This is a genomic window from Citricoccus parietis, from assembly GCF_042433045.1.
GTDB classification, from domain to species: Bacteria; Actinomycetota; Actinomycetes; order Actinomycetales; family Micrococcaceae; genus Citricoccus; species Citricoccus parietis.
The window spans coordinates 72,268-97,935 of sequence record NZ_JBHLWH010000027.1 but is presented as its reverse complement, the minus strand read 5'-3'; the positions used below and the strand labels follow the sequence as shown (position 1 = coordinate 97,935).

Here is a 25,668-nt window from a genome sequence, read left to right as displayed (position 1 = left end):
GTCGTCAGGGTCGAGAGGGTCGCATTTGAAATGCGACCGGCCTTCACAGCGAATCCTTCACGCGCTGCAACAGAGCAATGAAGTCGTCGAGGTGCCGTTTGTCGATGAGGAACGGTTGAGCGCCCTCTACGTTTTCGGCGTGACCCTCGTAGTCGAAGCGGTATCCGAGCTCGTAGTCACCGTCTGCCGAGATTCTGGCCTGGATGGTGTCGTAGCCATCGGCGAACTTCACGGCTGCAGTGAAGTGCTTCACGGGGTTCTCGCCAGAGTTGGCGAGAAGGTCGCCGCCTTCGGGGTTCTCCCCGTTTTGGGGGAGAACCTCCACCAGTTCCAGCTCATCGGTGGGCAGGAGGGCCACGCGGTCGCCGTTCTCATCCGGCTCAGGTAGGACAACGACGGTCCAGCCGGCGGCCGTCGAAGTCCCGCCGACGCGATAGGTCTTACCGGTCTCGCGGTCACGGACCGTGGAACCTTCAGGGAACGTGGGGGTGTTGGTAGTCTCGTGCATTGCAGTCACTTCCATTCAGTGGTTGCCATGCCCCGGAGTGTTGACGCACTGCCGGGGCCTATTAGTCACTGAATAGGTGTGAACGAAACTCCTGCAGGAAACGTGCAAGTCAGACGAGAAGCGGTGATATTCCCGCCATCTCCACCATCCCACCGCAAAGGCCCTGGGGCACCGTTCATCGGTGTCCCAAGGCCTTTGTCATATCCGGATTTCCCCTAGACTGGGCAATCATGCCAGATACCGCCGGTCCTGCCCTCCACGCCGTCCTTCTCTTCCTGCTCGAACTCGGACTCCTGGGTGCGGCGGGGTTCTGGGCGCTGACCGTGTTCTCCAGCCCCTGGGCGGCCGTCGTGGCCGTGATCGTGGTGGCGGCCGGTTGGGGCCTGCTTCTCTCGCCCAAGGCCCCGGCCCGGCCGCCGTGGCCCTGGCACGCCGTGGCCGCTCACGTACTGTTCGTCCTGGGCGCAGTAGTGCTCTTCGCCGTCGGCCAGCCGCTGATCGCCGCCGTCTACCTCGCGCTGATCCTCGTGTCCGTGGCCCTGACCGTCGTCTATCGAGACCGGATGGGCCCTGCAACAGAGCGGATCCGCGAGTCCGCCGCCCCCTCGGGCCGCCGCGCCGCCGGCCGGTAGGCCTCCGAGGCGGGTACGTCATCTCCGGCGGCCAGGTTATGGGCGGCCGGGTTGTGGGTGGCAGGCAGGCATCCTGCTACCGGAAGGCGCCACCAGTGGCGAGCCCCAGTCCGACGGCCAGCATGGCCAGGGCCAGGTGTGCGGACCAGGACCCGACGGCGGCGGCGAACCTCCCGGACAAGGCATCCCGCGCCGTGGAGACGGAGACGGTGGAGAAGGTGGTGAGGGCTCCGGCCAGGCCGACCACCCAGATCGCCTGGGCAGGGCCGGAGACTCCCGTGGTGGCCAGCCCGGCTACGAAGGAGCCGATCGCGTTGGCCACGAGGATGCCACGCGGCTGGAGATAGTGATCCGCGAGCAGCCGCAGGACCGCGCCGACGGCTCCCGCCAGGGCCAGGGCCAGCATCATCGTCAGTGACATCACCGGTGTCCTCCGGAGGCGTTCCCCTTCACGGGGGAGGACCACCCTCCCAGGCGCAGTCCGGCGGCGGCGCAGGCAGTCCCCAGGGTCGCTCCTGCCGCGAGGGCCAGGAGGGTGCCGGCCAGGCCCGCCACGAGCGCGATCCCGCCGGGGGAGCCGGTCTGGATGAATCCCGTGACGCCGAAGGCCGGGGCCACGGAGGCGGCCAGCACCACGGCGGACAGCGAGGTGTAAGCCCCCAGCACGCCGACGCCGAGGCCGGCCACAAGCCAGCGCGGCAGGGTCCGCCGCGAACTGACGCCGGCCAGCAGCCCCAGCAGGAAGGATCCGGACAGGTTCACCAGCCCGAGGCTGATCCATCCGGCCAGGGGTGAGCCGGCTTCCGGGGCCGGCGCCACGAGCAGCCAGCGCAGCAGCGTCCCGAGGGCCCCGCCGGCCGCCACGGCGCCGACGACGGCCCATCCGGGATGCCGTGGACGTCCCATCAGGCCTGCTGCTGGCCGATCAGCTCGGGATTGAGGGATTCGAGGGCATCCGGATGCAGCAGCCCGTTGGTGGCCAGGGCATTGCCGCCGAAGGGACCGTCCTCGCCCTCGAGCGAGGTGAAGCGCCCGCCGGCCTCGGTGATGATCGGCACCAGCGCCGCCATGTCATAGAGCTCGAGCTCCGGTTCACAGGCGATGTCCACGGCACCCTCGGCCACCATCATGTAGGACCAGAAGTCGCCGTAGGCGCGGGTCCGCCACACGGTGGAGGTCAGCTCGAGGAACTCGCGGATGTTGCCCCGCTCCCGCCATCCCTCCAGGGAGGAGTAGGACAGGGAGGCGTCCTCGATCCTGGAGACGTTCGAGACGTGGATGCGGCTGGCCGAGGCGATGGACTTGCCGGTGTAGGCGCCGGTGCCCTTGGCGGCCCACCAGCGGCGGTTCAGGGCCGGGGCGGAGACCACGCCGACCACGGGCACGCCGTCGTCGATCAGGGCGATGAGCGTGGCCCAGACGGGGACGCCGCGCACGAAGTTCTTGGTCCCGTCGATGGGGTCCACGACCCAGCGCCGTGGCCCGTGGCCGTGCTCGCCGAACTCCTCGCCGAGGACGGCATCACGCGGACGGGCCCGGGACAGGTTGCCGCGGATGAGCTCCTCGGCGCCGCGGTCCACGTCCGTCACGGGGGTCAGGTCCGGCTTCGTGTCGACCGTGAAGTCCTGCGCCTTGAAGCGGGCCATGGTCTGGGAGTCCACCGAGTCGGCCATGATGTGGGCCAGTCGAAGATCATCGGTGTAGTTCTTGGGCGCATCGGTCATGGAGGCCACGCTACCGTTCCCCGGCGGCCGCATCGGAACGCCCGTCGAGGAGGCGCCGCAATGACGCCAGCCGTTCGGGACCTGACGCCCCCGCGTGCCCCGCGGCCACCCAGGCGTCCAGGGCGCACCCGGGCTCTCCGGCGGCGTGCAGGCAGCCGCGGGGGCAGTCGGCCAATGCCGGTGCCAGGTCCTCGAAGGCCTCCACCACGCGGTCCCGGTCCACCAGCCCCAGCCCGAAGGATCGGATGCCGGGGGTGTCCACCAGCCAGGATCCGTCCGTGCCGTCCGTGCCGTCCGTGCCGCTCGAGTCCGGCAGCGGGATCGCCAGCGCCGAGGAGGAGGTGTGGCGGCCGCGGCCCGTGACGGCGTTGACGTGGCCGGTGGCACGCCGGGTTCCGGCCAGTGCGTTGAGCAGGGTGGACTTCCCGACGCCGGAGGGCCCCACGAGCACGGAGATGTGGCCTTCCAGGCGGGTCCTGAGGGTGGCGAGCAGGCCGGCGTCCAGGTCCGCGTCGCCGTCCGGCCCGTCCGTGCCATCCATCTTCGCCGACTCCGCGTCGCCCGTCCGGGCCGGCTCCGCGGCGCCCGAGGTGAGGACCTCGAGATCGAGGTGGCGGTAGTGGGAGAGCAGGTCGGCGGGATCCCGCAGGTCGGTCTTGGTGATGCACAGGATCGGCTCGATGCCGGCGTCATAGGCGGCCACCAGGGCCCGGTCGATGAACCCGGTGCGGGGTTCCGGATTGGCCGCGGCCACCATGATCACCAGGATGTCCACGTTGGCCACCACCACGCGCTCGTAGGCGTCCGAATCGTCGGCGGAGCGGCGCAGGACCGTGGACCGGTCCTCGATCCTCACGATCCGCGCGAGGCTCCCCTCGCGGCCGGAGAGGTCCCCGACGACGCCCACGAGGTCACCCGTGACCACGGGATTGCGGCGCAGTTCCTTGGCGCGCATGGCGGTGATGTCCCGGGTGCCGTCCTCATCGCCGATATGCACCGTGTACCGCCCGCGGTCCACCGTGACGACTCGCCCCACCACGGCCTCCCCGTGCGTGGGGCGGTCCTTGGTGCGGGGACGGGAACCCTTCTTGGAGGGGCGGGCACGGACATCGGACTCGTCCCACCGGCGCGGGTCGAAGTCGCGGCCGGGGCGGCTCATCCGCCCACCAGCCGGGTCCACATCTCCGGGAAGTCCGGCATCGTCTTCGCCGTGGTGGCGATGTTGCGGACGGTCACGTCCGGCACCGCCAGGCCCACGACGGCGGCGAAGGTCGCCATCCGGTGGTCCTCATAGGTCTCCAACATGGCCCCGTGCAGTGGTGCGGCCCCGGCGGGGAGGCCGGTGAACGCCAGGTGGTCACGGCCTTCCTCGACCGCACCGCCGAGGCGCGCGGCCTCGGTCGCCAGCGCCGTCAGGCGGTCCGTCTCATGGCCGCGCAGCTGGCCGATGCGGGTCAGCTGTCCCGGACCCTCCGCCAGCAGGCAGAGGGCCGCCACGGTGGGGGCCAGTTCGCCGGTATCCGCGATCTCGCCCGGGGCGGTGATGCGGGGTCCGCCGGTCACGGTGAGCGTGCCGGTGGCACCGTCCGGGACGGTGGGGGAGAAGTCCACGTGGGCGCCGAAGGCGGGCAGGATGCTGCGCCAGCGGTCACCGATCTGGGTGGTCCGGGCGGGCCAGTCGGGAATGGACACCGTGCCGGCCGTGGCGACGGCCGCCGCCAGGAAGGGCCCGGCGTTGGACAGATCCGGTTCCACGGCCGTGTCCAGGGCGCGGATGGGTCCGGGGGAGACCTTCCACTCGCCGGGCAGGGAATCGTCCACCTGGACACCGCAGCGCCGCAGCACCGCCACGGTCATGCCGACGTGCTCGGGGCTCGGCACCGTGTCCCCGGTGTGCACCAGGTGCAGACCATCGCGGAAGCGGGGGGCGGCCAGCAACAGGGCGGAGACGAACTGGCTCGAACCGGAGGCATCCACCTCGACCCGTCCGCCCTCCACTCCGCCGGTGCCGTGGACGGTGAAGGGCAGGGTGCCGGCGTCGAGCCCGGGGCCGTCCATCCGGATGCCAAGCCCGGCCAGGCCGTCCAGGACCGGACCCATGGGCCGGGACAGGGCGGCCTCGTCACCGGTGAACCGGACGGAGCCGGACACGAGCGCGGCCACCGGTGGGACGAACCGCATGACGGTGCCGGCCAGGCCGCAGTCGATGGTGACGTCGCCGAGCGGGCCGGCCGGGCCGGCGTCGGGCCCGGTGGTGGGAACGGGGGTGGGAAGAGGCGTGACCTCCACCGTGCCGGGCGCGACCTCCGTGATGGTGGCCCCGAGGGCGACGAGGGCCTGGACCATGAGCCGGGAGTCACGGCTGTCCAGCACGCCACGCAGGCGGCTGGGCCCGTCGGCCAGGGCGGCCAGCACCAGATAGCGGTTGGTGAGCGACTTGGAACCGGGCACGCGCACGGTGCCGGAGACGGGGCCGGAGGCTCGGGGTGCGGGCCAAGGATCGAGGGGGGTGGGAAAGGTGCTCACCCTGCCCAGATTACCGGCCGCGGAATATCCCTGCTGGTTGGGTTGCTGTACTCGCCAAGACCCAGCTGATCTCCAGCTGCTCTGCACCAGTCCAGAACAGTCCAGCACTGCCCAGTCGTCCCGGAAGGATGGTCCCCATGGCCCCAGCCGCAGTGTCGCTTGCCGAACGGCCCCTCCTGGCGGACCGGGCCGTAGACTGGCAGGCAATGGATACCAAAGACACCGCCTCGGTCCCCGCGGCGCACGACAACCCGGACGTGGACCTCGCCTCGGAGTCGGACGGCGCCCGGCGCATGCGCTTCGAGCGGGACGCCCTGGAGTACGTGGACCAGTTGTATTCGGCGGCCATGCGCATGACGCGCAACCCGCAGGACGCCGAGGACCTGGTCCAGGAGGCCTTCACCAAGGCGTACTCGTCCTTCCACCAGTACAAGCCGGGGACGAACCTCAAGGCATGGCTGTACCGGATCCTGACGAACACCTACATCAACCTGTACCGCAAGCGTCAGCGCCAGCCCCAGCAGGCGGCCACGGACACGGTCGAGGACTGGCAGATGGCCCAGGCCGCCGAGCACACGTCCAGCGGACTGCGGTCCGCCGAGACCGAGGCGTTGGACCACCTGCCCGATTCGGACGTCAAGGATGCCCTGCAGGCCATCCCGGAGGAGTTCCGCCTGGCCGTGTACTTCGCGGACGTGGAGGGCTTCGCCTACAAGGAGATCGCCGGGATCCTCGACATCCCCATCGGCACGGTCATGAGCCGGCTGCACCGCGGCCGCAAGCTGTTGCGCGGCCTGCTGACGGACTACGCCCGGGACCGCGGCATCAAGGTCGACCGGGCCGGCAAGAAGGCCCCCCAGGGCGGCGCGAAGAACCAGAAGAGTATTACCACGACGACAGACCACGAGACAGACCACAAGACGGACAAGGAGGCGGGCAGATGAGCGAGGACTGCCAGAAGATCGGCGACTGTGAGGATGCCCGCATCCAGCGGCTCTACGAGTACCTCGACGGTGCGCTGACCCACCAGGACCTCGAGGAGGTCAAGAACCACCTGGGTGAATGTACGGACTGCTCCCACGAGTACGACCTGGAGTGCATCATCCGCTCCGTGGTCAAGCGCAGCTGCTCCGAGAAGGCCCCCTCGACCCTGAAGGTCAGCATCATGGCCCGCATCAGCGAGATCAAGGTGGAAGCCGGCCATTGACCCCGCCGGTGGCGTGCTGGTCGCGAGAGCGGCCCGCGGCAACGGCTTCACGCAGGACGAGAACAGGCTTAAAGCAACAGACCCCGCCGGGGCGGACGGATCAACCGTCCCGATCGGCGGGGTCTAGTGCGTTGCAGGGCCTCAGGAGTTGGGCCGCTTGCCGTGGTTGGCGCTGCCCTTGCGGCGGTCCTTGCGCTTGCGTCCACGCTTGCTCATCGCGGTTCCTTCCGGTGATGGATGCCGTCATCGATACATGACAGCGTCCTCCAGTTTCGCACACGCCGGTTGCCCGGCCCAACTTGGGGGTGGCCCGGCTGGCGAGGGAACCGCGCCCGCACCGGTCAGGCGGTGGGCTCCGGCAGGTTCAGCCACTGGTACCAGCCGCGGTGCAGCACGAGCCAGGCGATGAGGCCGTAGCCGGCCTGACCGGGCAGGCCCTGACCTGCCGCCAGGTCATTGCGCCACTGCTCGTGGTTCACCAGCGGCGTGAAGGTGTCCACGTAGTAGTGGTGGCGCCGGTCCGCCACGTCCATGTAGGCCGTGTTCAGCTCCTGCAGCCGCGCATTGCGCTCACCGTCCAAGGATGGAACGGGACCCACCACGAGGGTGGCGATGTCCAGCTGCGCGGCCCGGTCCAGGATGTTGGCCAGGTTCAGGCGCGCACGGGCCGTGGAGGACTCCCGGTCCAGGTCGAGGTCGGACAACCCGATGACCAGCCGGTTCTCGGTCCCCTCGCCATAGCGCAGCGCCGTCTCCGACTGCCACCGCTGGGACAGGGCCTCGGTTCCCTCATCCGGGCGGGCGAGGACATAGCTCTCCAGGTGCACCCCGGGTGCCGAGGTCTTGGCCAGCACGCGGCCGAGCCAGCCCAGGGCGCGGGGGTCGCCCACGCCGGCCAGCAATTCATTGCCGACGGAGGCGATGCGGATCCGACGAATCTCCACTGTTTACCTTTCGATGGGGTGCCCGTCACTGTACCAAGGCCCACTGGGAGCCGTGTACGGAATCGGGGTCTGGAGGGAAGCGCTGGGGAGCACTCGGCCCGGCCACCTGAGGTGGTGGCCGGGCCGAATACCCCCGTCAGGGACTGGCGGTGACGCTCAGCGGCCGAAGGCCTGGTCCAGCAGGATGGAGGCCTCGTGATCGTGGCGGACCTTGGAGCCGGCCGACGTGGAGGCGGAGGCCGGACGGGACACCAGGGTGACCTTCCGGTCCAGTTCCGGCAGCAGGTTCAGTGCCATGAACGGCCACGGACCCTGGTTGGCGGGCTCGTCCTGGACCCAGGACACCGTGGCGTTCGGGTACTTGGCCAGCTCGGCCTGGATCTCCTCGGAGGGCAACGGGTAGAGCTGCTCCACGCGGATGATCGCCGTCTTGGTGTCCCCGTCCTTCTGGCGGCGGGCCAGCAGGTCGTAGTACAGGCGGCCGGAGACCAGCAGCACCTTCTCCACCGAGTTGCCGACCTCGTGGTCCGGGATGACCGCCTGGAAGCGGCCCTGGGTGAAGTCCTCGACCGTCGAGGAGGCGGCCTTCAGACGCAGCAGCTGCTTGGGCGTGAACACGATCAGCGGGCGGCGCGGACGCGCGTAGGCCTGCTCGCGGAGCAGGTGGAAGTGGTTCGCACCGTTGGACGGGTTGGCCACCCGCATGTTCTCCTGGGCGCACATCTGCAGGAAGCGCTCGATCCGTGCGGACGAGTGATCCGGCCCCTGGCCCTCATAGCCGTGCGGCAGCAGCAGCACGAGCGAGGAGTTCTGGCCCCACTTCTGCTCCGACGAGGAGAGGAACTCGTCGATCACGGTCTGGGCGCCGTTGACGAAGTCGCCGAACTGGGCCTCCCACAGCACGAGGGCATCGGAGCGCTCCACGGAGTAACCGTAGTCGAAGCCCATCGCGGCGTACTCGCTCAGGAGGGAGTCGTACGCCCAGAACTTGGCCTGGTCGTTGGACAGGTTACGGATCGGCGTCCACTCGTCGTCCGTCACGCGGTCGTGGAAGACCGCGTGACGCTGCACGAAGGTGCCGCGGCGCGAGTCCTGGCCCGCCAGTCGCACCGGCACGCCCTCCATGAGCAGCGAGCCGAAGGCCGCGAGCTCGGCGAAGCCCCAGTCGATGTCCCCGTTGACGGCCATCTTGGCACGCTTCTCGAGCAGCGACTTGAGCTTCGGGTGGATGGTGAAGTCCTCGGGGATCTCCAGGTGGGCCTGACCGATCCGCTGCAGGGTCTCCTCGGTGATCTTGGTGCCGTCCGGCGCCTCGGGAGTGCGGTCCTCATCGTCCGTGGTCTTCTCCAGGCCGGTGCCGATGACCGGGATGGGCGAGGTCTGAGCCTCATGGGTCTCCGCGAACACGCGTTCCAGGCGCTGCTGGTAGTCCTTGAGGGCCGAGTCCGCCTCGTCCTGGGTGATGTCACCGCGGCCGACCAGGTTCTCCACGTACAGCTTGCGCACCGAGCGCTTCTGCTCGATGAGGTTGTACATGCGCGGCTGGGTCATCGAGGGGTCGTCACCCTCGTTGTGGCCGCGGCGGCGGTAGCAGATCATGTCGATGACGACATCCTTGTTGAACCGCTGCCGGTACTGGTAGGCCAGCTGGGCCACGCGGACCACGGATTCCGGGTCGTCGCCGTTGACGTGGAAGACCGGCGCCTGGATGGTCTTGGCCACGTCCGTGGCGTAGACCGAGGACCGGGCGGAGGACGGCGGGGTGGTGAAGCCGACCTGGTTGTTGACCACCACGTGGATGGTGCCGCCGGTGCGGTAGCCGCGCAGCTGGGAGAGGTTCAGCGTCTCCGCCACCACGCCCTGGCCCGCGAAGGCGGCGTCCCCGTGCACCAGGATCGGCAGCACGGAGTAGGAGTTCACGGAGTCGCCCCCGCGGTCCAGGCGGTCCTGCTTGGCGCGGACCACGCCCTCCAGGACCGGGTTGACGGCCTCGAGGTGGGAGGGGTTGGCGGCCAGGTAGACCTTGGTGCGGTTGCCGCGGTCCGAGATGAAGGTGCCCTCGGTGCCGAGGTGGTACTTCACGTCACCGGAGCCCTCTACGGAACCCGGGATGGCGGTGCCCTCGAACTCGCGGAAGACCTGGGCGTAGGTCTTGCCCGCGATGTTGGTCAGCACGTTCAGGCGGCCGCGGTGGGCCATGCCGATCGCGACCTCGTCGAGGCCATCGTCGGCAGCACCGGACATCACCCCGTCCAGCAGGGCGATCAACGATTCACCGCCTTCCAGGGAGAAGCGCTTCTGGCCGACGAACTTGGTCTGCAGGAACGTCTCGAAGGCCTCGGCGGCGTTGAGGCGGCCGAGGATACGCAGCTGCTCCTCACGCGTGGGCTTGGCGTAGGGATGCTCCAGCTCGTCCTGGAACCACTTACGCTCGGCCGGGTCCTGGATGTGCATGTACTCCACGCCGGTGTTGCGGCAGTAGGCGTCCCGCAGCACACCGAGGATGCTGCGCAGTGGCAGCATGGGCTGGCCGCCGAAGCCGCCGGTGGGCCACTCGCGGTCCAGGTCCCACAGGGTCAGCCCGTGCTCCAGGATGTCCAGGTCCGGGTGCTTGCGCATCGTGTACTCGAGCGGGTCCACGTCCGCGATCAGGTGGCCACGCACGCGGTAGGAGTGGATCATCTGCTGGATCCGGGCGACCTTGTTAATCTGGTCTTCCGGGTTGACCTGCACATCCGGCTTCCACTGCACGGGCTCGTAGGGGATCCGCAGCGACTCGAAGATCTCCTCGTAGAAGCCCTGCTCACCGAGCAGCAGTCCGTGGATGATCTTCAGGAACTCACCGGAGGCGGCACCCTGGATCACGCGGTGGTCATAGGTGGAGGTCAGCGTGATCGTCTTGGAGACGGCCAGGCGGTTCAGGGTCTTCTCGGAGGCCCCCTGGAACTCGGCCGGGTAGTTCAGGGCGCCGACGCCGATGATCGCGGCCTGGCCCTCGGAGAGGCGCGGCACGGAGTGCACGGTGCCGATGCCGCCGGGGTTGGTCAGCGAGACGGTGGTGCCGGCGTAGTCGTCCAGGCCCAGCTTGTTGTCCCGGGCGCGCTTGACCAGGTCCTCGTAGGCGCGCCAGAAGTCGATGAAGTTCATGGACTCGGCGCCCTTGACGTTCGGGACCACGAGGGTGCGCGAGCCGTCCTTCTGCGGCAGGTCGATGGCCAGGCCGAAGTTGATGTGGGCCGGTTCCACGATGGAGGGCTTGCCGTCCACCTCCCGGTACAGGACGTTCATGGCCGGGTACTGGGCCAGGGCGCGGATCAGGGCGTAGCCGATCAGGTGCGTGAAGGAGACCTTGCCGCCGCGGCTGCGCTTGAGGTGGTTGTTGATGACCACGCGGTTGTCGATGAGCAGCTTGGCGGGGACGTCGCGAACCGTGGTCGCGGTAGGCATGGACAGCGAGGCGTCCATGTTCTTCGCCACGGCCCGGGACATTCCGCGCAGGGGGGAGACCTTGTCCTCGGTGGACTCGTCGGAGCCCTTCTTCTTGGTCTTCTCCGGCTCGGACGGGACGGGGGCGGTGGCCGGGGCACCGGACTTCTTCACGGCGGGGGATGCGGAGGCAGCGGACGGGGCGGCGGACGTCTCGGGCTTCTGCGGGTCCTCCGCCTTCCCGGCCGGTGCGGCCTTCGCTGTCCTCTCTGTATTCTCAGTCTTTTCAGTCTTTTCGCCGGCGCCGGCGGACTGGCCCGAACCGTTCGAATCGGCACGCTTGCCGACGTCGACGGCGGTGTCCTTCACGGCCTGCGAGGACGCCCTGGCCGGGGAGGCGGACGGCGCGGCTGTGGACGCCGGCGTGTCCGCTTCCAGCCGTTCGAAGATCTGGACCCACTTGGCATCCACGGAGGATCTGTCCGCCTTGTACTTGTCGTAGATTTCCGCGACGAGCCATTCGTTTCCGGGAAATTCCGCGGAAAGCCGGTCGGACGTGAGTTCTGGCACGGTGGTAACGCCTCTTCCGTAAGTTTCTGTGTGGTTCACCGGCGGGTGCATCCCTGCTGCGCGCCCCGCTCCGGTCCGCTCTGTTGGCGCGCCTCCCCAAGCATAGTGATAGTTCGGTGTCAGGTTCCAACGCACGCCGGGTTTTTCTGCCAGCCGACGGCGAACCGCGCGAGAACCAGCCGCGAACCACCCGCGAACCACTCGCGAATCGGTTCGTGGGACCATGGGGCCATGGAATTCCTCACGACGCCGACCACCGATCTCACCTATGCGGATGTGTTCCTGGTTCCCTCGAAATCCGAGGTCACGAGCCGGATGGACGTGGACATCTCCGCCGACGACGCCACCGGGGCGACCATCCCGCTGGTGTCCGCCAACATGACCGCCGTGACCGGCCGCCGCATGGTGGAGACGATGGCCCGGCGCGGCGGACTGGGCATCCTGCCGCAGGATGTGCCCCTGGACGTCATCGAGCAGGTGGCGGGCTGGGTGAAGCGCCGGCACCCCGTCTTCGAGACGCCGCTGCGGGTCCGTCCCACGGACACCGTGCTGGACGTGCTGCACCTGCTCGGCAAACGCAACCATCCGGCGGTCTGCGTGGTCGAGGGCGGGACGGGCGAGGACGGGACGGGCGAGGAAGAGGTCTTCGCAGGCATCGTCCGCCGCGAGGACTGCGAGGGCGTGGACCGCTTCTCCTCGGTGGCCTCGGTGCTCCGTTCACCGGCACTGACCTTCCAGGCCGGCACCTTCCCGCCCCTGCAGGAGGCCTTCGGCCAGCTGGACACGGCCGGTGTGGCCTATGCCCCGGTCCTGGACGGCACGTCGCTGGTGGGCGTGATGACGCCCTCGGGCGCCCTGCGCTCCGGGATGTTCGCCCCCGCGCTGGACCGGAACGGGGCGCTGGGTCTCGGCGCCGCCGTCGGGATCAACGGGGACGTGGCCGGACGGGCCGCCGCGCTGGTGGAGTACGGCGTGGACGTGCTCGTGCTGGACACCGCGCACGGCCACCAGCAGAAGATGCTGGACGCCCTGGCGGCCGTGAAGTCACTGGACCTGCCGGTGCCCGTGGTGGCCGGCAACGTGGTCTCGGCCGGCGGCGTGCGTGAGCTCGTGGCCGCGGGCGCGGACATCATCAAGGTCGGCGTGGGGCCGGGCGCCATGTGCACCACCCGGATGATGACCGCCGTGGGCCGGCCCCAGTTCTCCGCGGTGCTGGGCTGCGCAGCGGCCGCCCGGGACCTGGGCAAACATGTCTGGGCCGACGGCGGCGTCCGCTACCCGCGTGACGTCGCCCTGGCCCTGGCCGCAGGGGCCAGCCAGGTGATGATCGGCTCTTGGTTCGCGGGCACGGTCGAGTCCCCGGGGGACCTGGTGGCCGACGCCGACGGGCGTCAGTACAAGGAGAGCTTCGGCATGGCCTCGGCGCGGGCCGTGCAGAACCGCACCAAGGCGGAGGACGCCTATTCGCGGGCCCGCAAGGCCATGTTCGAGGAGGGCATCTCCACCTCGCGGATGTACCTGGACCCGGAGCGGCCCTCCGTGGAGGACCTGCTGGACATGATCACGGCCGGGGTGCGCTCCTCCATGAGCTACGCCGGCGCGAGTGACCTGGCCCAGTTCCGCGAGCGGGCCGTCGTCGGGGTGCAGTCCGCGGCCGGCTACGAGGAGGGGCGGCCGGTACGACAGTCCTGGTGAGACCCGGCGGGAAGTGTTCCGTATACTGGGGGCACTATGGACAGACACCGATCTGGTGCCACCGCCCGCCGCCGGGGATCCCTTCTGGATTCCGCCGTGGCCGGAACGGAGCCCTCTAGTACGTGCCCACTGAACGACCCGGCCGCTGACGGTCCCGCGGGGGGTGGGTGCTGACGTGGAATGGCTCCTGCTTGCCCTGGGCCTGCTGCTGGTCTTCGGGACCGGCTTCTTCGTGGCCGTGGAGTTCTCGATGATCGCCCTGGACGTCCCCACGGTCCAGCGTCTGGCGGACGAGGGCGACCGAGGCGCAGTGCCGCTGCTGAAGTGCCTGAAATCGCTCTCCACCCAGCTCTCCGCGTGCCAGCTCGGCATCACGCTGACGACCCTGCTGACGGGCTACCTGATGGAACCGTCCCTCGGCGCCCTCCTGGCGGGGCCGATGGCGGCCCTCGGGCTGAACGAGGCCACCGCCTCGACCGTCTCGATCGTGGTGGCCATGGTGGTGGCCACCCTCGCCTCGATGCTCATCGGCGAGCTGATCCCGAAGAACCTCTCGATCGCCCGGTCCATGCAGGTCGGCCGCGCCCTGGCGCGTCCCATGCTGGCGTTCTCGCTGGTCTTCCGGCCGGTGATCTTCATCCTGAACGGCTTCTCCAACCGGGTGCTGCACCTGTTCGGCATGGAGGCCAAGGAGGAGATCTCCGGTTCGCGCACCCCGGAGGAGCTCTCCTCCCTGATCCGCCGGTCCGCCGAGATGGGCACCCTGGACGAGAAGACCGCCGTGTTCGTGGACCGCACGCTGCGGTTCTCCGATCGCACCGCGGCCGACGTGATGACCCCGCGCATCAGGATGGAGTCGATCGAGGTCGACGAGCCCCTGGACGCCGTCATCGAGACCGCCCGCCGCACGGGCTACTCCCGGTTCCCGGTCATCGGTGACTCCCCGGATGACGTCCGTGGGGTGCTCCACGTCAAGAAGGCCGTGGCCGTGCCGCGCGCCAAGCGCCAGGAACTTGTGGCCGCCACCATCATGACCGACGTCGGCCGGGTGCCGGAGACCGTGCACCTGGACCAGCTGTTGACGGAGCTGCGCTCCTCCAGCCTCCAGGTCGCCATGGTCGTGGACGAGTACGGCGGCACCGCCGGCATGGTCACCCTCGAGGACCTCGTGGAGGAGATCGTCGGTGAGGTCTCCGACGAGCACGACCGGGTCACCCCGGGCGTGCTCCAGACCGCCTCCGGCAAGTGGTACTTCCCGGCCCTGATGCGCCCCGACGAGGTCGGTGCGCAGATCCCGGCCCTGAAGGTGCCCGAGGACGGTTCCTATGACACGGTCGGCGGCTACATCATGGCCGAGCTCGGCCGGGTGGCCGTGGCCGGGGACACGGTGAAGGCCGACGGCGGCACCCTGGTGGTGGAGCGGATGGACGGGCGCCGGGTGGACCGGGTCAAGTTCGTGCCGAGCGCACCGAACCTCGCCGCGGCCGAAGCAGCTGGTTCATCCAGTTCAGCCCGTGCAGCCGGAACAGCTGATCAGCGGAAGGCGGCTCACCGATGAACGCGCTCAACAACGACGTCATGGGCATCGTGTGGCTGGTGGTGCTGCTGATTGCCAACGCCTTCTTCGTGGCCGGCGAGTTCGCCGTCATGGGCGCCCGCCGCAGCCAGATCGAGCCCAGGGCCGACGCCGGCTCGGGCCGGGCCCGGACCGCCCTGTTCGCCATGGAGCACGTCAGCCAGATGCTCGCCGTGTGCCAGCTCGGCATCACGGTCTGCTCGCTGCTGATCCTCAACGTGTCCGAACCGGCCATCCATCACCTGCTCGTCATCCCGCTGGAGGGCATGGGGGTCCCGACGGCGGCCGCGGACGTCACGGCCTTCGTCATCGCCCTGCTGGTGGTCACCTTCCTCCACGTCACCTTCGGCGAGATGGTCCCGAAGAACGCCGCCGTCTCCATGGCGGACAAGGCGGTCATGCTCCTGGCCACCCCGCTGGTCTGGCTCAACAAGGCCCTGCACCCGGTGATCGTGGCCCTGAACTGGGCCGCCAACATCGTGCTGCGGGCCCTGAAGGTCGAGCCGCAGGACGAGGTGAACTCGACCTACACCCTCGAGGAGGTCCAGTCGATCGTGGCCGAGTCCACCAGGACCGGTCTCGTGGACGACGGCTCCGGCCTGATCTCCGGGGCACTGGAGTTCTCCGACTACACGGCCGAGATCGTCATGGTGCCGGTCTCCGACGTGGTCTCCCTGCCGGCCGACGTGGCACCCAAGGCCTTCGAGACGGCGGTGGGCCGCACTGGATTCTCCCGCTTCGTGCTGGAGGACGGCGATGGCTCCTACACCGGCTACCTGCACCTCAAGGACGTCATGACCGTTCCCGGGGAGCGGTACCGGGAGCCCGTGCCGGTGACCAAGGTCCGGTCGATGGCCAACGTGTCCGTCACGGACGAGATCGAGGACGCCCTGAGCCTGATGCAGCGCACCGGTTCCCACGTGGCCCGGGTCATCTCGGCCGAGGGAGAGACCGTCGGGGTGCTGTTCCTCGAGGACGTGCTCGAAATCCTGGTGGGCGAGATCCACGATGCGACCCAGTCCAGCAACCCCCTGAAGCTGCAGGCTCCGGGGCGGTAGCGGGGCCGAGGGCACCCACGGGCGTAGCGAGACTCCTGGCCTGACCGCAGCACGGATTATTGGCAACGGTTCGCAGCATGCTAAGTTGACAACCGTTCTCAATAGATCTCACCGCCCGGAAGGCACCTCATGCACGAGACCCCGTCGCCCGCCACCCGACCCGCCCCGGGGCGTTCGGGCAGAAGACGGTCCGGCACCGCGCGGAGGCGGGTCCTGTCCCTGACGGGACTCGCCCTGGCCGGCACCGTCTTGGCCGGATGTGCGGGTGGGGGCTCCGGGGAGGAGGCCGCCTCGGGCGGGACGGAACCCGTGGCCGTGGCCACCACCACCCAGCTCGGCAGCATCCTGGACAGCATCACCTCGTGCGCCGGGACCACCTCGTCCACGGTGATGGGCCCCGGTGACGACCCGCACGACTTCTCACCCTCTTCACGGCAGATCGCCGAGATGGCGGGTGCCGGCCTGGTCGTCACCAACGGCCTCGGCCTCGAGGCGGGGATGCAGACGGCGCTGGACAATGCCGCGGCGGACGGGGCACACCTGGTCGCGGTGGCCCCCGAAGTGGACCCGCTGCCGTTCGCGGGGCACGACGGGCATGAGGGCGGTTCCCATGAGGGCCACTCTCATGAAGGCGACGACCCGCACTTCTGGATGGACGTCGCCCGCATGGGCCAGGCGGCCGAGTTGATCGGGGCCGAACTCGCCGAGGTCACGGGAGACGAGCAGTATGCGGACTGCGGTACCCAGACGGCCGAGGAGCTGGCCGCGGTGGACGCCGAGGTGCGCCAGATCCTGGAGACCGTCCCCGAGGACCGCCGCACCCTGGTGACCGACCACGCCGCCTACAATTACTTCGCCGAGGCCTACGGGTTCGAGATCGCCGGCGTGGTCATCCCCGGGGGTTCGACGGACGCCGAACCGTCCTCCGGCGAGTTGGCCGGACTGGTGACCCAGATGAACCAGGAGGGGGTGGACGCCCTCGTCACGGGTGCCGGGTCCGGCAACAAGCTCGTGGCGGCGCTGTCCGCCGAGACCGGGGGAGAGGTCCCGGTGGTGGAACTCTACGAGGGAGGGATCGGTCCAGAGGGGTCCGGTGCCGAGACCTATGCCGACGCGATGGTGCTCAACGCCCGCACCCTCGCCGAGGCCCTACAGTGAGTGGCGTGCTGCTCACTGTGTTCCCTGTGTTCTCCGTGTTTTCTGTGGACTGGCTGGTCGAGCCCTTCGCCCTGGGTTTCCAGCAGCGCGCCCTCGTCGGCGGTCTCGTGGCCGCGGTGATGTGCTCCGTGGTCGGCGTGTGGCTGGTGCTGCGCGGCATGAGCTTCTTCGGTGACGCCTTCGTCCACGGCGTGATCCCCGGCATCGCCGCCGCCGTGCTCTTCGGGTTCTCCCCGTACCTGGGGGCCGCCATCGCCGCGGCCGCCATGGTGGGCGGGATGCAGCTGATCTACCGCACCACCACGCTCAAGGAGGACACCTCCATCGGCCTGCTGTTCGTGGGCATGATGGCCCTCGGCGTGGTCCTGATCTCCAAGTCCGAGTCCTATACGGGCTCGTTGACGGCCATCCTCTTCGGCGACGCGCTCGGTGTCAGCTGGGAGGACATCCGCACGCAGACCGTGATGGCCGTGGTGGTCATCGTCTTCGCCGTGCTGCTGTACCGGCCCCTGATGTCCCTCTCGTTCTCCCCGGCCAAGGCCCAGTCGCTCGGGATGCATCCGAAGCTCACGCACGGGCTGCTGCTCGTCCTCATCGCCACGGCCGTCATCGGCAGCTTCCAGGCCGTGGGGACGCTGCTGGTGTTCGGCCTGCTCGTCGGGCCGCCGGCCACCGCGGCCCTCGTCTCCCGCACGGTGCCGGTGATGATCACCTGGTCCGTGGCCATCGCGGTGGTCTCGGTCTGGTGCGGGCTGACCCTGAGCTATTACTGGGGGACAGCCGGCTCGGCGACCATGGCGCTGGTGCCGATCGTGCTGTTCTTCCTCGTGCTGGCCGTCCGGGAGGCGGTCCGACGGGTGCGGCGGCGTGGGCGCCCGGACGATCCGGCACATCCGTTGGACGACGGGACCAACGACGCGGTGGATGCGGCGGTGAGCGCATGAGCGGCGTCCTCGTCGAGGCGCGGGACCTCGTCCTTTCCCACGGCCACCAGATCGCCCTGCACGCTTCCTCGTTCCGGGTCCCGCTGGGCGGGATCACCGCTGTCATCGGGCCCAACGGGTCCGGCAAATCGACGCTCCTGCAGGCGATCGCGGGGGTGCTGGAGCCGGCGTCGGGCACCTTGACGGTGCTGGGCGGCTCGGTCCGGGACAGCCGGCAGCGCATCTCCTACGTCATGCAGTCCGTGGTCTTCCCGGTGGGCACGCCGATGACCGTGCGGGATGTGGTCCGGATGGGCCGCTATCCGGCCGCGGGGTGGCTGCGGCCGTTCACGAAGGCCGACCGTGCGGCCGTGCAGGAAGCCATGGAACAGATGAAGGTCGAGGACCTGGCGGGCCGCCACCTGGATGAACTCTCCGGCGGCCAGCGGCAGCGGGTCTACGTGGCCCAGGGGCTGGCCCAGGGGCACGAGGTGCTCATGCTGGACGAGCCGATGACCGGACTCGACATCACCTCGGCCCGCACCATCGACCGCATCATCCACGCCGAGACCACGCACGGACACTCCGTGGTCCTCACCACGCACGACCTGGACGAGGCGCGCGCCGCAGACCACGTCATCCTCGTGCACGGCCGGGTGGTGGCCTCCGGCCGCCCCGAGGACGTCATGACGCGCTCGAACCTGGAGGCCGTCTACGGCCTGGGCTCCCTGCACGGCTCCGCGGACGACGACGCCCCGGTCCTCGTGGACCCGGACTGCACGGCGGAAGAGGTTCAGGAGCGGGAGCAGTCGGGGCAGATCCCGTAGATCTCCACCGTGTGCTCCACCTCGGTGAACTCGTGTTCGGACGCGATCCGGGCCGCCCACTGCTCCACGGCGGGGGCCTCGATCTCCACCGCGCGGCCGCAGCGGCGGCAGACCAGGTGGTGGTGGTGGGTCTGGGCCTCGCAGCGGCGGAACAGCGATTCGCCGTCATCCGGATTCAGCACGTCCACCAGCCCGTCCTGCTGTTGTTGCTGGAGGACGCGGTACACCGTGGCCAGAGAGACCTGCTCGCCGCGCTCCTTGAGGACGGCGAAGAGTTCCTGGGCGCTGACGAAGTCGGTGAGCTCGTCCAGGGCCCGGTTCACGGCGGTCTTCTGCCGGGTGGAGCGGCTTTTCACAGGTCCGGCATTCATCCAGGCAAGGCTACCAGCGTCCTCGTCTGGCGGGGTCGGCGAGCCGGGCAGCATGAGACCGGCAGGGAACTCGTGCCTGACGTGGAGCACCTTCCTCCGTTAGGGTGGAGCGGTGCCTACCCAGATAGTCCTCACCAAGTACGGCCATGCGTGCATCCGGCTCGAGAAGGACGGGCGTCGCCTCGTCCTCGATCCGGGGAATTTCACCGATGTCCCCGTGGCCCTCGACGGCGTCGAACACATCCTCGTCACGCACGAGCACGCCGACCACCTCGACGACGGCCCGGTCCTGGAGCACCTGGCGGCACACCCGGACGTGACGGTGCGGGCGCCCGCCGCTGCGGTGGCCCGACTGGCCGCAGCGGCGCCGTCCGCCGGTGTGAATCCGGACCGGATCATCCCCACCGGGCCCGGGGAGGAATTCGAGACGGCCGGGTTCGCGGTGCAGACCGTGGGCGGCCAGCACGCCGTGATCCACCCGCAGATCCCCGTGGTGGCCAACACGGGGTATCTGATCGACGGCCTCGTCTACCACCCGGGGGACAGCTACATCGTCCCACCGGGCCCGGCCCCGGACACCCTGTTGGTACCCCTGAGTGCGCCCTGGAGCAAGCTGTCCGAGATGGTGGACTTCATCACCGCCGTCCGTCCCCGCCAGGCCATCCCGGTGCACGACGGCCTGCTCAACGACCGCGGGCTGCCGATGTACCGCCGGCAGGCCACCACCTTCGCCGACCGTTACGGCACCGAACTGACCGTCCTGGAGGAGGGGGAGAGCACGTGGATCTAGCATCCCAGCCGCCCGTCCTCGTCGACGTGCGGGTCCTGGCCTCCTGGCAGGGCCGTGACAGCTCGGTGCCGGCCGGCCTGCCGGCCGATCCGCGGGCCGAGCCGCCGGCCGGCTTCGTGGGACGCGAGCCCGCGCCGACGGAGGACACCCTCAAGATCCTGGACGTGCGGTGGACGCCGTTGGGCTCCGGCAACGGCCATGAGGAATACCTCCGCGGCCACATCCCCGGGGCGGTCTACGTGAGCATGGGCAGCCAGCTGGCCGGCCACTACGGGCCGAGGGAGGGCCGCCATCCGCTGCCCGACCCGGCCCGCTTCGGGGACACCGTGCGCATGCTCGGCCTCAACGACGGAGACACCGTGGTGGTCTACGACGACACCCACGGCACCTCCGCCGCCCGCGCCTGGTGGCTGTTGCGGCATGCCGGAGTGGAGAAGGCCTACCTCCTCGACGGCGGGCTGGCGGCCTGGCGGACGGCGAACCTGCCGCTGCAGGCCGGGGACGTCATCCCCCGGCCCGGACGGGTCCGGACCACGTGGGGACAGATGCCGGTGCTGACCATGGATGATGCCGCCGTGCTACCCGAGGACGGAGTGCTGCTCGACGCCCGTGCGGGGGAGCGCTACCGCGGAGAGGCCGAGCCGTTGGACCCCCGCGCCGGCCACATCCCCGGGGCGGTCAGCGCCCCGACCGCGGACAACCTGGATGAGACCGGGCACTTCCGGCCGGCCGGCGAGCTCGCCGAACGGTTCCGGGCGCTGGGCGTGGACGACGCCGGCATCGTGGGCGCCTACTGCGGGTCCGGCGTGAGCGCGGCCCACCAGATCGCGGCACTGCATGTCGCCGGGGTCCCGGCCGCCCTGTACCCGGGGTCCTGGTCGGCCTGGTCCAATACCCCGGGACGGCCCGTGGCCACCGGGGAACGGCCGTGACGCCGGCCCCGCGTGGACCGATGCCGGTCCCGCGGGGGAAGATCGAAGCAGCAGTGAGCACCAGTCCCGTACCAGGAGGCCCCACCATGAGCACCGTCTTCACCCGCATCATCAACGGAGAACTGCCCGGCCGGTTCGTCTGGAAGGACGAGACGTGCGTGGCGTTCCTCTCGATCGGACCCCTGACCGAGGGCCACACCCTCGTGGTGCCGCGGGCAGAGGTCGACCTCTGGACCGACGCCGAACCCGAGCTGGTCTCCCACCTGATGACCGTTGCGCAGGCCATCGGCCAGGTGCAGGTACAGGCCTTCAACGCGCACCGGGCGGGACTCATGGTGGCCGGCTACGAGATCCCGCACCTGCACGTGCACGTCTGGCCGTCGAACTCCCTTGATGACTTCGACCTGGACCAGGTGGACAACAACCCCGAGCCCGAGGACCTCGACGAGGCCGCCGACCGGATCCGGGCCGGGCTGCGGGTGGCCGGCCACACGGAGTACGTCCCCGAGGACTGAGCCGATCTCCGGGGTAGCCTGCTCGGCCCTGAAGCAGACGGGCTAGCCGGCAGTCTGCTTCAGGGCCTGGCGCACCCGCTTCTCCGAGACGGAGACGGCGGTCCCCAGGTCCTGCGCGAAGAAGCTGATGCGCAGTTCCTCGATGAGCCACCGGACCGCGTCCAACGCGGGCGGGGCGGACTGGCCGGCGGACAGCTTCCGTGCCTCAGCGTCGAAGGCGTCCTCGAGACCCTGCACCACGGCCATGTCCCGGGCATCGCGCTGCACCTGGCCGCCGGCCTTGAGCTTGTCGATCCGCCGGAGCATGCCCTGCAGGTACCGGGGCAGGTGCTGCAGGTGGGACCACCCGGTGGCGGCGACGAACCCCGGGAACACCAGCTGCTCCAGGTGGGCCTTGATGTCGTTCAGGGCGGGAGCCATGGCCAGGGACACCGACCCCTTGAGCTCCTTGCGCACCTGGGTGGCCCGGGACAGCACCTGCTCCACGATGGCCGTCACCGCGAAGACGGTGTCGATCAGCTCGGCCCGCACGGTGGTGAACAGCCGGCGGAACTCGGCCTCGGTGAACGGCAGGGACTCCGGTACCAGACGGTCCACGGCGGCGCGGGTGCAGTCGTTGATCAGCTGCTCCACCGAACCGTGGGGATTCTGCGTGAACGTCAGCTTCTCCCGGTTGTCCAGGTGGTCCAGGACGTAGCGCTGCGGGCTGGGCACCAGCGCCAACAACAGGTTCACGACGCCGGCCCGGTGCGCGGCCTGCTGGTCAGCCTCGGTGCGGAACACCGTCAGGCCTGCGGCGGGCGACCCGTCCGGGGCGGTCTCGGCGGTGAGTCCCGGGTAGCCGGTGATCCGCTGCCTGCCCGAGCCGGCCGAGATCTCGGTGTCCACCTTCCGGGGGATGTCCCCGACCACCCAGTCGGTCAGGCCGTGCCGCTCGGCGAAGGCAGTACTGGCCGGACTGTCGGTGGGGCGGTCGGCGGATCGGTTGGAGGAACGGGAGTGGGCACCGCGCCGGACGTGCTGCGGGGACGGCGAAGAGTCGGCGCCACCGCCTGCAACACCGCCGGCGCCACCACCACCGCCCGAGCCACCGGCGCGGGCGAGCGACTCCGCGATGGCCGTGCGGTTCGCCCCGGCCAGCCGGTCCTGGAGTGCGGCGAGGTCCTGGCCGGTGCCCATGATGGCACCACGGGCGTCCACCACGCGGTAGTCGGGCACCAGGTGTGGCGGGATGGCGGTCAGGTCCCAGGAACCCGGGGGGATGACCACGCCCTTCATCCGGCGCAGGGCCAGTTCCAGGGCGGGCAGCAGGTCGTCCGCAGCGGGGTCCGCGTCCCGGTCCAATTGCTCGACGGCGGCCCTCGCCACGTCCGGTGCCGGCACGAAGTTCTTGCGCACGGCCTTGGGCAGGGAGCGGATCAGGGCCGTCACGAGGTCGACACGCAGCCCCGGGACGAGCCAGCGGAACCGTTCCGGGTCCATCTGGTTGAGCATCAGGATCGGGATGAGGACGGTGATGCCGTCCGACTCGCCGGCCCCCGCCGCCGGGTTGAAGTCGTAGGACAGTTCGAGGTCGATTCCGCCCCCGTCCGTGGGGTGGTGGAACACCGTGGGGAACTGGTCGGTGTCCAGCTCCTCGGTGTCCACGGCCAGGAGCGACTGCTGATCGAGGTCCAGCAGGTCCGGGGACGTCTGCCGCGTCTTCTTCCACCAGGAGTCGAAGTGGCGCTCGGAGACGATCGTGGCGGGGATGCGCGCGTCGTAGAAGTCGAAGAGGTCCTGGTCTGAGACGCGGAGGTCGCGGCGGCGCAGGCGCGTCTCGAGCTCCTCGATCTCGGCCAGGGCCGTCCGGTTGCGTGCGAAGAAGTGGTGCCGGGTCTTCCAGTCGCCTTCCACCAGGGCGTGGCGGATGAACAGCTCACGGGAGCCGGCCGGGTCGATCCGCCAGAACTGGACCTGACGGTCCGGGATCAGGGTGATGCCGAACAGGGTGACCTTCTCCCGCGCGACCACCGAGCCGGAGCGCCGGGACCAGTGGGGCTCGTTGTAGGTCCTCTTCGCCAGGGCACCGGCGGCCTCCACGGCCCAGACCGGATCGATCTTCGCCACCATCCGGGCCCAGAGCCGGGAGGTCTCCACGAGCTCGGCCGCCATGACGAAGGCATGCCTCTTCTTGAACAGCGCCGAGCCCGGGAACACCGCGAACCGCGTGTTGCGGGCACCCTGGTAGTCGCGCTTGCGCTCGTCCCACGCCCCGATGTGGGACAGCAGTCCGGTCAGCAGGGACCGGTGCACGGGCTCATGCTGACCCACCGGGTCCACGGGCCCGGCGGAGACGGAGATGCCCAGCGGCTTGGCCAGCTGGCGCAGCTGCTGGACCAGGTCCTGCCACTCACGGACGCGCAGGTAGTTGATGTACTCGGTGCGGCACATCCGGCGGAACTGATTGCCGGAGAGCTCCTTCTGCTGCTCGCGCAGGTAGGCCCACAGGTTCAGCAGCGATGAGAAGTCCGAATTCTCGTCCTTGAAACGGGAGTGCTGCTCATCGGCCTGGGCGCGCTGTTCGGTGGGGCGTTCGCGTGGGTCCTGGATGGTCAGGGCCGCGGCGAGGACCATGACCTCGCGCACGCAGCCGCGCTCGCCGGCCTCCACGATCATCCGTCCCAAACGCGGGTCCACGGGCAGGCGGGCCAGTTTCCGGCCGACCGGCGTGATGGTGCCCTTGGGGTAGGACCTGCCGCGCTCATCGGGCTGACCGCTGTTCAGGGCCCCCAGCTCGGTCAGCAGGGCCGCACCGTCGGTGACCTGCCGGGAGTCCGGCGGCTGCAGGAAGGGGAAGTCGCCGACGTCGGCCGGGGTGGTCGCCACACCCATGGAGCACATCTGCAGGATGACGGCCGCGAGATTGGTGCGCAGGATCTCCGGGTCGGTGAACTCGGGGCGGGACTCGAAGTCCTCCTGCGAGTAGAGGCGGATCGTGATGCCGTCCGAGGTGCGGCCCGAACGCCCGGACCGCTGGTTGGCGCTGGCCTGGCTGATGCGCTCGATCGGCAGCCGCTGGACCTTGGTGCGGTGGGAGTACCGGGAGATGCGGGCCGTACCGGTGTCGATGACGTACTTGATTCCGGGAACGGTCAGCGAGGTCTCTGCCACGTTGGTCGCCAGGACGATGCGCCGCCGGGGGCCGGTGGAGAACACGCGGTGCTGTTCAGCCATGGACAGACGCCCGTAGAGAGGCAGGATCTCCGCGTTCCCGAGGCGGCGGTTGGCGGCGACCCGGGGCGCCAACGCCTCCGCGGCGTCACGGATCTCGCGCTCGCCGGAGAAGAACACGAGGATGTCCCCGTCCGGCTCGCGGGACAGCTCGTCCACGGCGTCGCAGACCGCGTCCACGGGATCGCGGGACTCCTCGTCCGTGTCAGCGTCGAATCCCGAGGAGCCGGCGGGGTCAGAGGAATCGTGGTCCTCGTCGCCGGCACCTCCTGCACTGCCAATACCATCCGCACTGCCTGGAGCGCCGTCACGGCGCGGGGCGTCCAGGGGCCGGTAGCGGATCTCCACGGGAAAGGTGCGGCCGGAGACCTCGATGATCGGGGCCGGTTCGTCCTGGCCTACGGCGTCGGGCAGCGCGAAGTGGGCGGCGAAGGACTCCGGATCGATGGTCGCGGAGGTGATGATGACGCGCAGGTCGGGGCGCCGGGGCAGCAGGCGCTTGAGGTATCCGAGCAGGAAGTCGATGTTGAGACTGCGTTCGTGGGCCTCATCGATGATGATCGCGGAGTACCTGGACAGCAACTGGTCATGCTGGATCTCGGCGAGCAGGATGCCGTCCGTCATGACCTTGACCCGGGTCCGTGCGGACGTCTGGGCCGTGAAGCGGACCTGGTAGCCGACGTCGGAGCCGATCTCCGTGCCGAGCTCGTGGGCGATGCGTTCGGCCACGGAGCGGGCCGCCAGACGCCGGGGCTGGGTGTGACCGACCATCCGCCCGGCATCCAGCACGCCCTCGTCGGCCAGCTCGAGGAGCATCTTGGGCAGCTGGGTGGTCTTCCCCGACCCGGTCTCGCCGGCCACGATGACGACCTGGTGGTCGCGGATGGCACCCATGATCCGCTCCCGTTCGGCGGAGACCGGCAGGTTCGGTGGGTACTCCAGGCGGATGGTGGAGGCGTGCACGGAGGGGTGCGTCGTGGCGTCGGACATGGCACCGGCCAGTCTACGGGGCGCGCGGGCCGGCGGGCATGCCGGCGCAGGGCGGTGCCAGATCAGTGGGGATGCCAGATCAG

The 25,668-nt window shown here is 69.7% G+C and carries 23 protein-coding genes; 12 read left to right on the top strand and 11 right to left on the bottom strand.

From position 1 onward, the window contains the following. Positions 1–43: 43 nt before the first annotated feature. Positions 44–508 carry a hypothetical protein gene (locus ACFFIO_RS09530; RefSeq protein WP_378041330.1) on the bottom strand — a complete coding sequence of 155 codons (465 nt, stop codon included), beginning with the start codon at positions 506–508 and terminating at the stop codon, positions 44–46. A 230-nt stretch (positions 509–738) separates the two neighbouring features. Between ACFFIO_RS09530 and ACFFIO_RS09525 the strand changes: the two genes are divergently transcribed. Then, on the top strand, positions 739–1,140 hold the full coding sequence (locus tag ACFFIO_RS09525) for a DUF2568 domain-containing protein (protein WP_378041329.1): 402 nt from the start codon (positions 739–741) through the stop codon (positions 1,138–1,140). Positions 1,141–1,216: 76 nt separating this feature from the next. Here ACFFIO_RS09525 and ACFFIO_RS09520 read toward each other — a convergent pair whose 3' ends face one another. Genes ACFFIO_RS09520 through aroA form a run of 5 tightly spaced genes read right to left on the bottom strand, consistent with a single transcriptional unit; the run spans position 1,217 to position 5,390 of the window. Next, entirely contained in the window at positions 1,217–1,561 is a 345-nt protein-coding gene (locus tag ACFFIO_RS09520; RefSeq protein WP_378041328.1) for a fluoride efflux transporter FluC, read from the bottom strand. After that, positions 1,561–2,046 carry a CrcB family protein gene (locus ACFFIO_RS09515; RefSeq protein ID WP_378041327.1) on the bottom strand — a complete coding sequence of 162 codons (486 nt, stop codon included), beginning with the start codon at positions 2,044–2,046 and terminating at the stop codon, positions 1,561–1,563. The genes ACFFIO_RS09520 and ACFFIO_RS09515 overlap by 1 nt, the downstream gene beginning before the upstream one ends. After that, on the bottom strand, positions 2,046–2,864 hold the full coding sequence (gene hisN / locus ACFFIO_RS09510) for a histidinol-phosphatase (RefSeq protein WP_378041326.1): 819 nt from the start codon (positions 2,862–2,864) through the stop codon (positions 2,046–2,048). Before hisN ends, ACFFIO_RS09515 begins: the two co-directional genes overlap by 1 nt. Before the next feature lie 10 nt (positions 2,865–2,874). Beyond that, positions 2,875–4,023 (bottom strand): ribosome small subunit-dependent GTPase A, encoded by a 1,149-nt coding sequence (rsgA, locus tag ACFFIO_RS09505; RefSeq protein WP_378041325.1) that lies wholly within the window; start codon positions 4,021–4,023, stop codon positions 2,875–2,877. Continuing rightward, complete coding sequence (aroA, locus tag ACFFIO_RS09500; protein WP_378041324.1) at positions 4,020–5,390, bottom strand: 3-phosphoshikimate 1-carboxyvinyltransferase; 1,371 nt, start codon at positions 5,388–5,390, stop codon at positions 4,020–4,022. The genes rsgA and aroA overlap by 4 nt, the downstream gene beginning before the upstream one ends. 206 nt (positions 5,391–5,596) lie before the next feature. Here aroA and ACFFIO_RS09495 point away from each other — a divergent pair, with 206 nt between their 5' ends. After that, positions 5,597–6,334: a sigma-70 family RNA polymerase sigma factor gene (locus ACFFIO_RS09495; RefSeq protein ID WP_378041323.1), complete on the top strand. Its 738-nt coding sequence runs from the start codon at positions 5,597–5,599 to the stop codon at positions 6,332–6,334. Further along, entirely contained in the window at positions 6,331–6,597 is a 267-nt protein-coding gene (rsrA, locus tag ACFFIO_RS09490) for a mycothiol system anti-sigma-R factor (protein WP_159550047.1), read from the top strand. The genes ACFFIO_RS09495 and rsrA overlap by 4 nt, the downstream gene beginning before the upstream one ends. 141 nt (positions 6,598–6,738) lie before the next feature. Here the strand turns inward: rsrA and ACFFIO_RS09485 are convergent, their stop codons facing one another. The 3 genes from ACFFIO_RS09485 to ACFFIO_RS09475 all read right to left on the bottom strand — a co-directional run bounded on the left by ACFFIO_RS09485 (position 6,739) and on the right by ACFFIO_RS09475 (position 11,537). After that, positions 6,739–6,813: a 50S ribosomal protein bL37 gene (locus ACFFIO_RS09485; RefSeq protein WP_371300742.1), complete on the bottom strand. Its 75-nt coding sequence runs from the start codon at positions 6,811–6,813 to the stop codon at positions 6,739–6,741. A 125-nt stretch (positions 6,814–6,938) separates the two neighbouring features. After that, the gene (locus tag ACFFIO_RS09480; protein WP_378041322.1) at positions 6,939–7,541 is read right to left on the bottom strand and encodes a GDSL-type esterase/lipase family protein; all 603 of its coding nucleotides are present in this window, start codon (positions 7,539–7,541) and stop codon (positions 6,939–6,941) included. A 156-nt stretch (positions 7,542–7,697) separates the two neighbouring features. Further along, entirely contained in the window at positions 7,698–11,537 is a 3,840-nt protein-coding gene (locus ACFFIO_RS09475) for a multifunctional oxoglutarate decarboxylase/oxoglutarate dehydrogenase thiamine pyrophosphate-binding subunit/dihydrolipoyllysine-residue succinyltransferase subunit (protein WP_378041321.1), read from the bottom strand. A 231-nt stretch (positions 11,538–11,768) separates the two neighbouring features. Here ACFFIO_RS09475 and guaB1 point away from each other — a divergent pair, with 231 nt between their 5' ends. From guaB1 to ACFFIO_RS09445, 6 genes are all read left to right on the top strand, one after another. Beyond that, on the top strand, positions 11,769–13,232 hold the full coding sequence (gene guaB1, locus ACFFIO_RS09470) for a GMP reductase (protein ID WP_378041320.1): 1,464 nt from the start codon (positions 11,769–11,771) through the stop codon (positions 13,230–13,232). Between the two features lie 175 nt (positions 13,233–13,407). Continuing rightward, positions 13,408–14,790 (top strand): hemolysin family protein, encoded by a 1,383-nt coding sequence (locus ACFFIO_RS09465; protein ID WP_378041319.1) that lies wholly within the window; start codon positions 13,408–13,410, stop codon positions 14,788–14,790. After that, positions 14,787–15,866, top strand: coding sequence for a hemolysin family protein (locus tag ACFFIO_RS09460; protein ID WP_378041318.1), 1,080 nt, complete (start codon positions 14,787–14,789; stop codon positions 15,864–15,866). The genes ACFFIO_RS09465 and ACFFIO_RS09460 overlap by 4 nt, the downstream gene beginning before the upstream one ends. 129 nt (positions 15,867–15,995) lie before the next feature. Then, on the top strand, positions 15,996–17,024 hold the full coding sequence (locus tag ACFFIO_RS09455; protein WP_378041317.1) for a metal ABC transporter substrate-binding protein: 1,029 nt from the start codon (positions 15,996–15,998) through the stop codon (positions 17,022–17,024). Between the two features lie 5 nt (positions 17,025–17,029). Continuing rightward, on the top strand, positions 17,030–17,968 hold the full coding sequence (locus ACFFIO_RS09450; protein ID WP_378041316.1) for a metal ABC transporter permease: 939 nt from the start codon (positions 17,030–17,032) through the stop codon (positions 17,966–17,968). Beyond that, positions 17,965–18,774: a metal ABC transporter ATP-binding protein gene (locus ACFFIO_RS09445; RefSeq protein ID WP_378041315.1), complete on the top strand. Its 810-nt coding sequence runs from the start codon at positions 17,965–17,967 to the stop codon at positions 18,772–18,774. Before ACFFIO_RS09450 ends, ACFFIO_RS09445 begins: the two co-directional genes overlap by 4 nt. On the opposite strand, the gene ACFFIO_RS09440 is transcribed toward ACFFIO_RS09445, so the two are convergent. Further along, positions 18,741–19,145 (bottom strand): Fur family transcriptional regulator, encoded by a 405-nt coding sequence (locus ACFFIO_RS09440; protein ID WP_188803350.1) that lies wholly within the window; start codon positions 19,143–19,145, stop codon positions 18,741–18,743. The two genes, ACFFIO_RS09445 and ACFFIO_RS09440, sit on opposite strands and share 34 nt — an antisense overlap. Before the next feature lie 112 nt (positions 19,146–19,257). Between ACFFIO_RS09440 and ACFFIO_RS09435 the strand changes: the two genes are divergently transcribed. From ACFFIO_RS09435 to ACFFIO_RS09425, 3 genes are all read left to right on the top strand, one after another. Next, positions 19,258–19,935: an MBL fold metallo-hydrolase gene (locus ACFFIO_RS09435; protein ID WP_378041314.1), complete on the top strand. Its 678-nt coding sequence runs from the start codon at positions 19,258–19,260 to the stop codon at positions 19,933–19,935. A gap of 116 nt (positions 19,936–20,051) precedes the next feature. Then, entirely contained in the window at positions 20,052–20,867 is an 816-nt protein-coding gene (locus ACFFIO_RS09430; protein WP_378041572.1) for a sulfurtransferase, read from the top strand. A gap of 86 nt (positions 20,868–20,953) precedes the next feature. Further along, positions 20,954–21,382: an HIT family protein gene (locus ACFFIO_RS09425; RefSeq protein WP_378041313.1), complete on the top strand. Its 429-nt coding sequence runs from the start codon at positions 20,954–20,956 to the stop codon at positions 21,380–21,382. A gap of 42 nt (positions 21,383–21,424) precedes the next feature. Here ACFFIO_RS09425 and hrpA read toward each other — a convergent pair whose 3' ends face one another. Continuing rightward, complete coding sequence (gene hrpA / locus ACFFIO_RS09420; RefSeq protein ID WP_378041312.1) at positions 21,425–25,585, bottom strand: ATP-dependent RNA helicase HrpA; 4,161 nt, start codon at positions 25,583–25,585, stop codon at positions 21,425–21,427. Positions 25,586–25,668: the final 83 nt, after the last annotated feature.

What these genes read in the sequence shown, in the direction of transcription:
- ACFFIO_RS09425 (WP_378041313.1), top strand. Translation starts at nt 20,954, where the DNA reads ATGAGCACCGTCTTCACCCGCATCATCAACGGAGAACTGCCCGGCCGG.
- guaB1 (WP_378041320.1), top strand. Translation starts at nt 11,769, where the DNA reads ATGGAATTCCTCACGACGCCGACCACCGATCTCACCTATGCGGATGTG.
- ACFFIO_RS09440 (WP_188803350.1), bottom strand. Translation starts at nt 19,145, where the DNA reads ATGAATGCCGGACCTGTGAAAAGCCGCTCCACCCGGCAGAAGACCGCC.
- ACFFIO_RS09460 (WP_378041318.1), top strand. Translation starts at nt 14,787, where the DNA reads ATGAACGCGCTCAACAACGACGTCATGGGCATCGTGTGGCTGGTGGTG.
- ACFFIO_RS09495 (WP_378041323.1), top strand. Translation starts at nt 5,597, where the DNA reads ATGGATACCAAAGACACCGCCTCGGTCCCCGCGGCGCACGACAACCCG.
- ACFFIO_RS09445 (WP_378041315.1), top strand. Translation starts at nt 17,965, where the DNA reads ATGAGCGGCGTCCTCGTCGAGGCGCGGGACCTCGTCCTTTCCCACGGC.
- rsrA (WP_159550047.1), top strand. Translation starts at nt 6,331, where the DNA reads ATGAGCGAGGACTGCCAGAAGATCGGCGACTGTGAGGATGCCCGCATC.
- hrpA (WP_378041312.1), bottom strand. Translation starts at nt 25,585, where the DNA reads ATGTCCGACGCCACGACGCACCCCTCCGTGCACGCCTCCACCATCCGC.
- hisN (WP_378041326.1), bottom strand. Translation starts at nt 2,864, where the DNA reads ATGACCGATGCGCCCAAGAACTACACCGATGATCTTCGACTGGCCCAC.
- ACFFIO_RS09525 (WP_378041329.1), top strand. Translation starts at nt 739, where the DNA reads ATGCCAGATACCGCCGGTCCTGCCCTCCACGCCGTCCTTCTCTTCCTG.
- rsgA (WP_378041325.1), bottom strand. Translation starts at nt 4,023, where the DNA reads ATGAGCCGCCCCGGCCGCGACTTCGACCCGCGCCGGTGGGACGAGTCC.
- ACFFIO_RS09520 (WP_378041328.1), bottom strand. Translation starts at nt 1,561, where the DNA reads ATGTCACTGACGATGATGCTGGCCCTGGCCCTGGCGGGAGCCGTCGGC.
- ACFFIO_RS09455 (WP_378041317.1), top strand. Translation starts at nt 15,996, where the DNA reads ATGCACGAGACCCCGTCGCCCGCCACCCGACCCGCCCCGGGGCGTTCG.
- ACFFIO_RS09530 (WP_378041330.1), bottom strand. Translation starts at nt 508, where the DNA reads ATGCACGAGACTACCAACACCCCCACGTTCCCTGAAGGTTCCACGGTC.
- ACFFIO_RS09515 (WP_378041327.1), bottom strand. Translation starts at nt 2,046, where the DNA reads ATGGGACGTCCACGGCATCCCGGATGGGCCGTCGTCGGCGCCGTGGCG.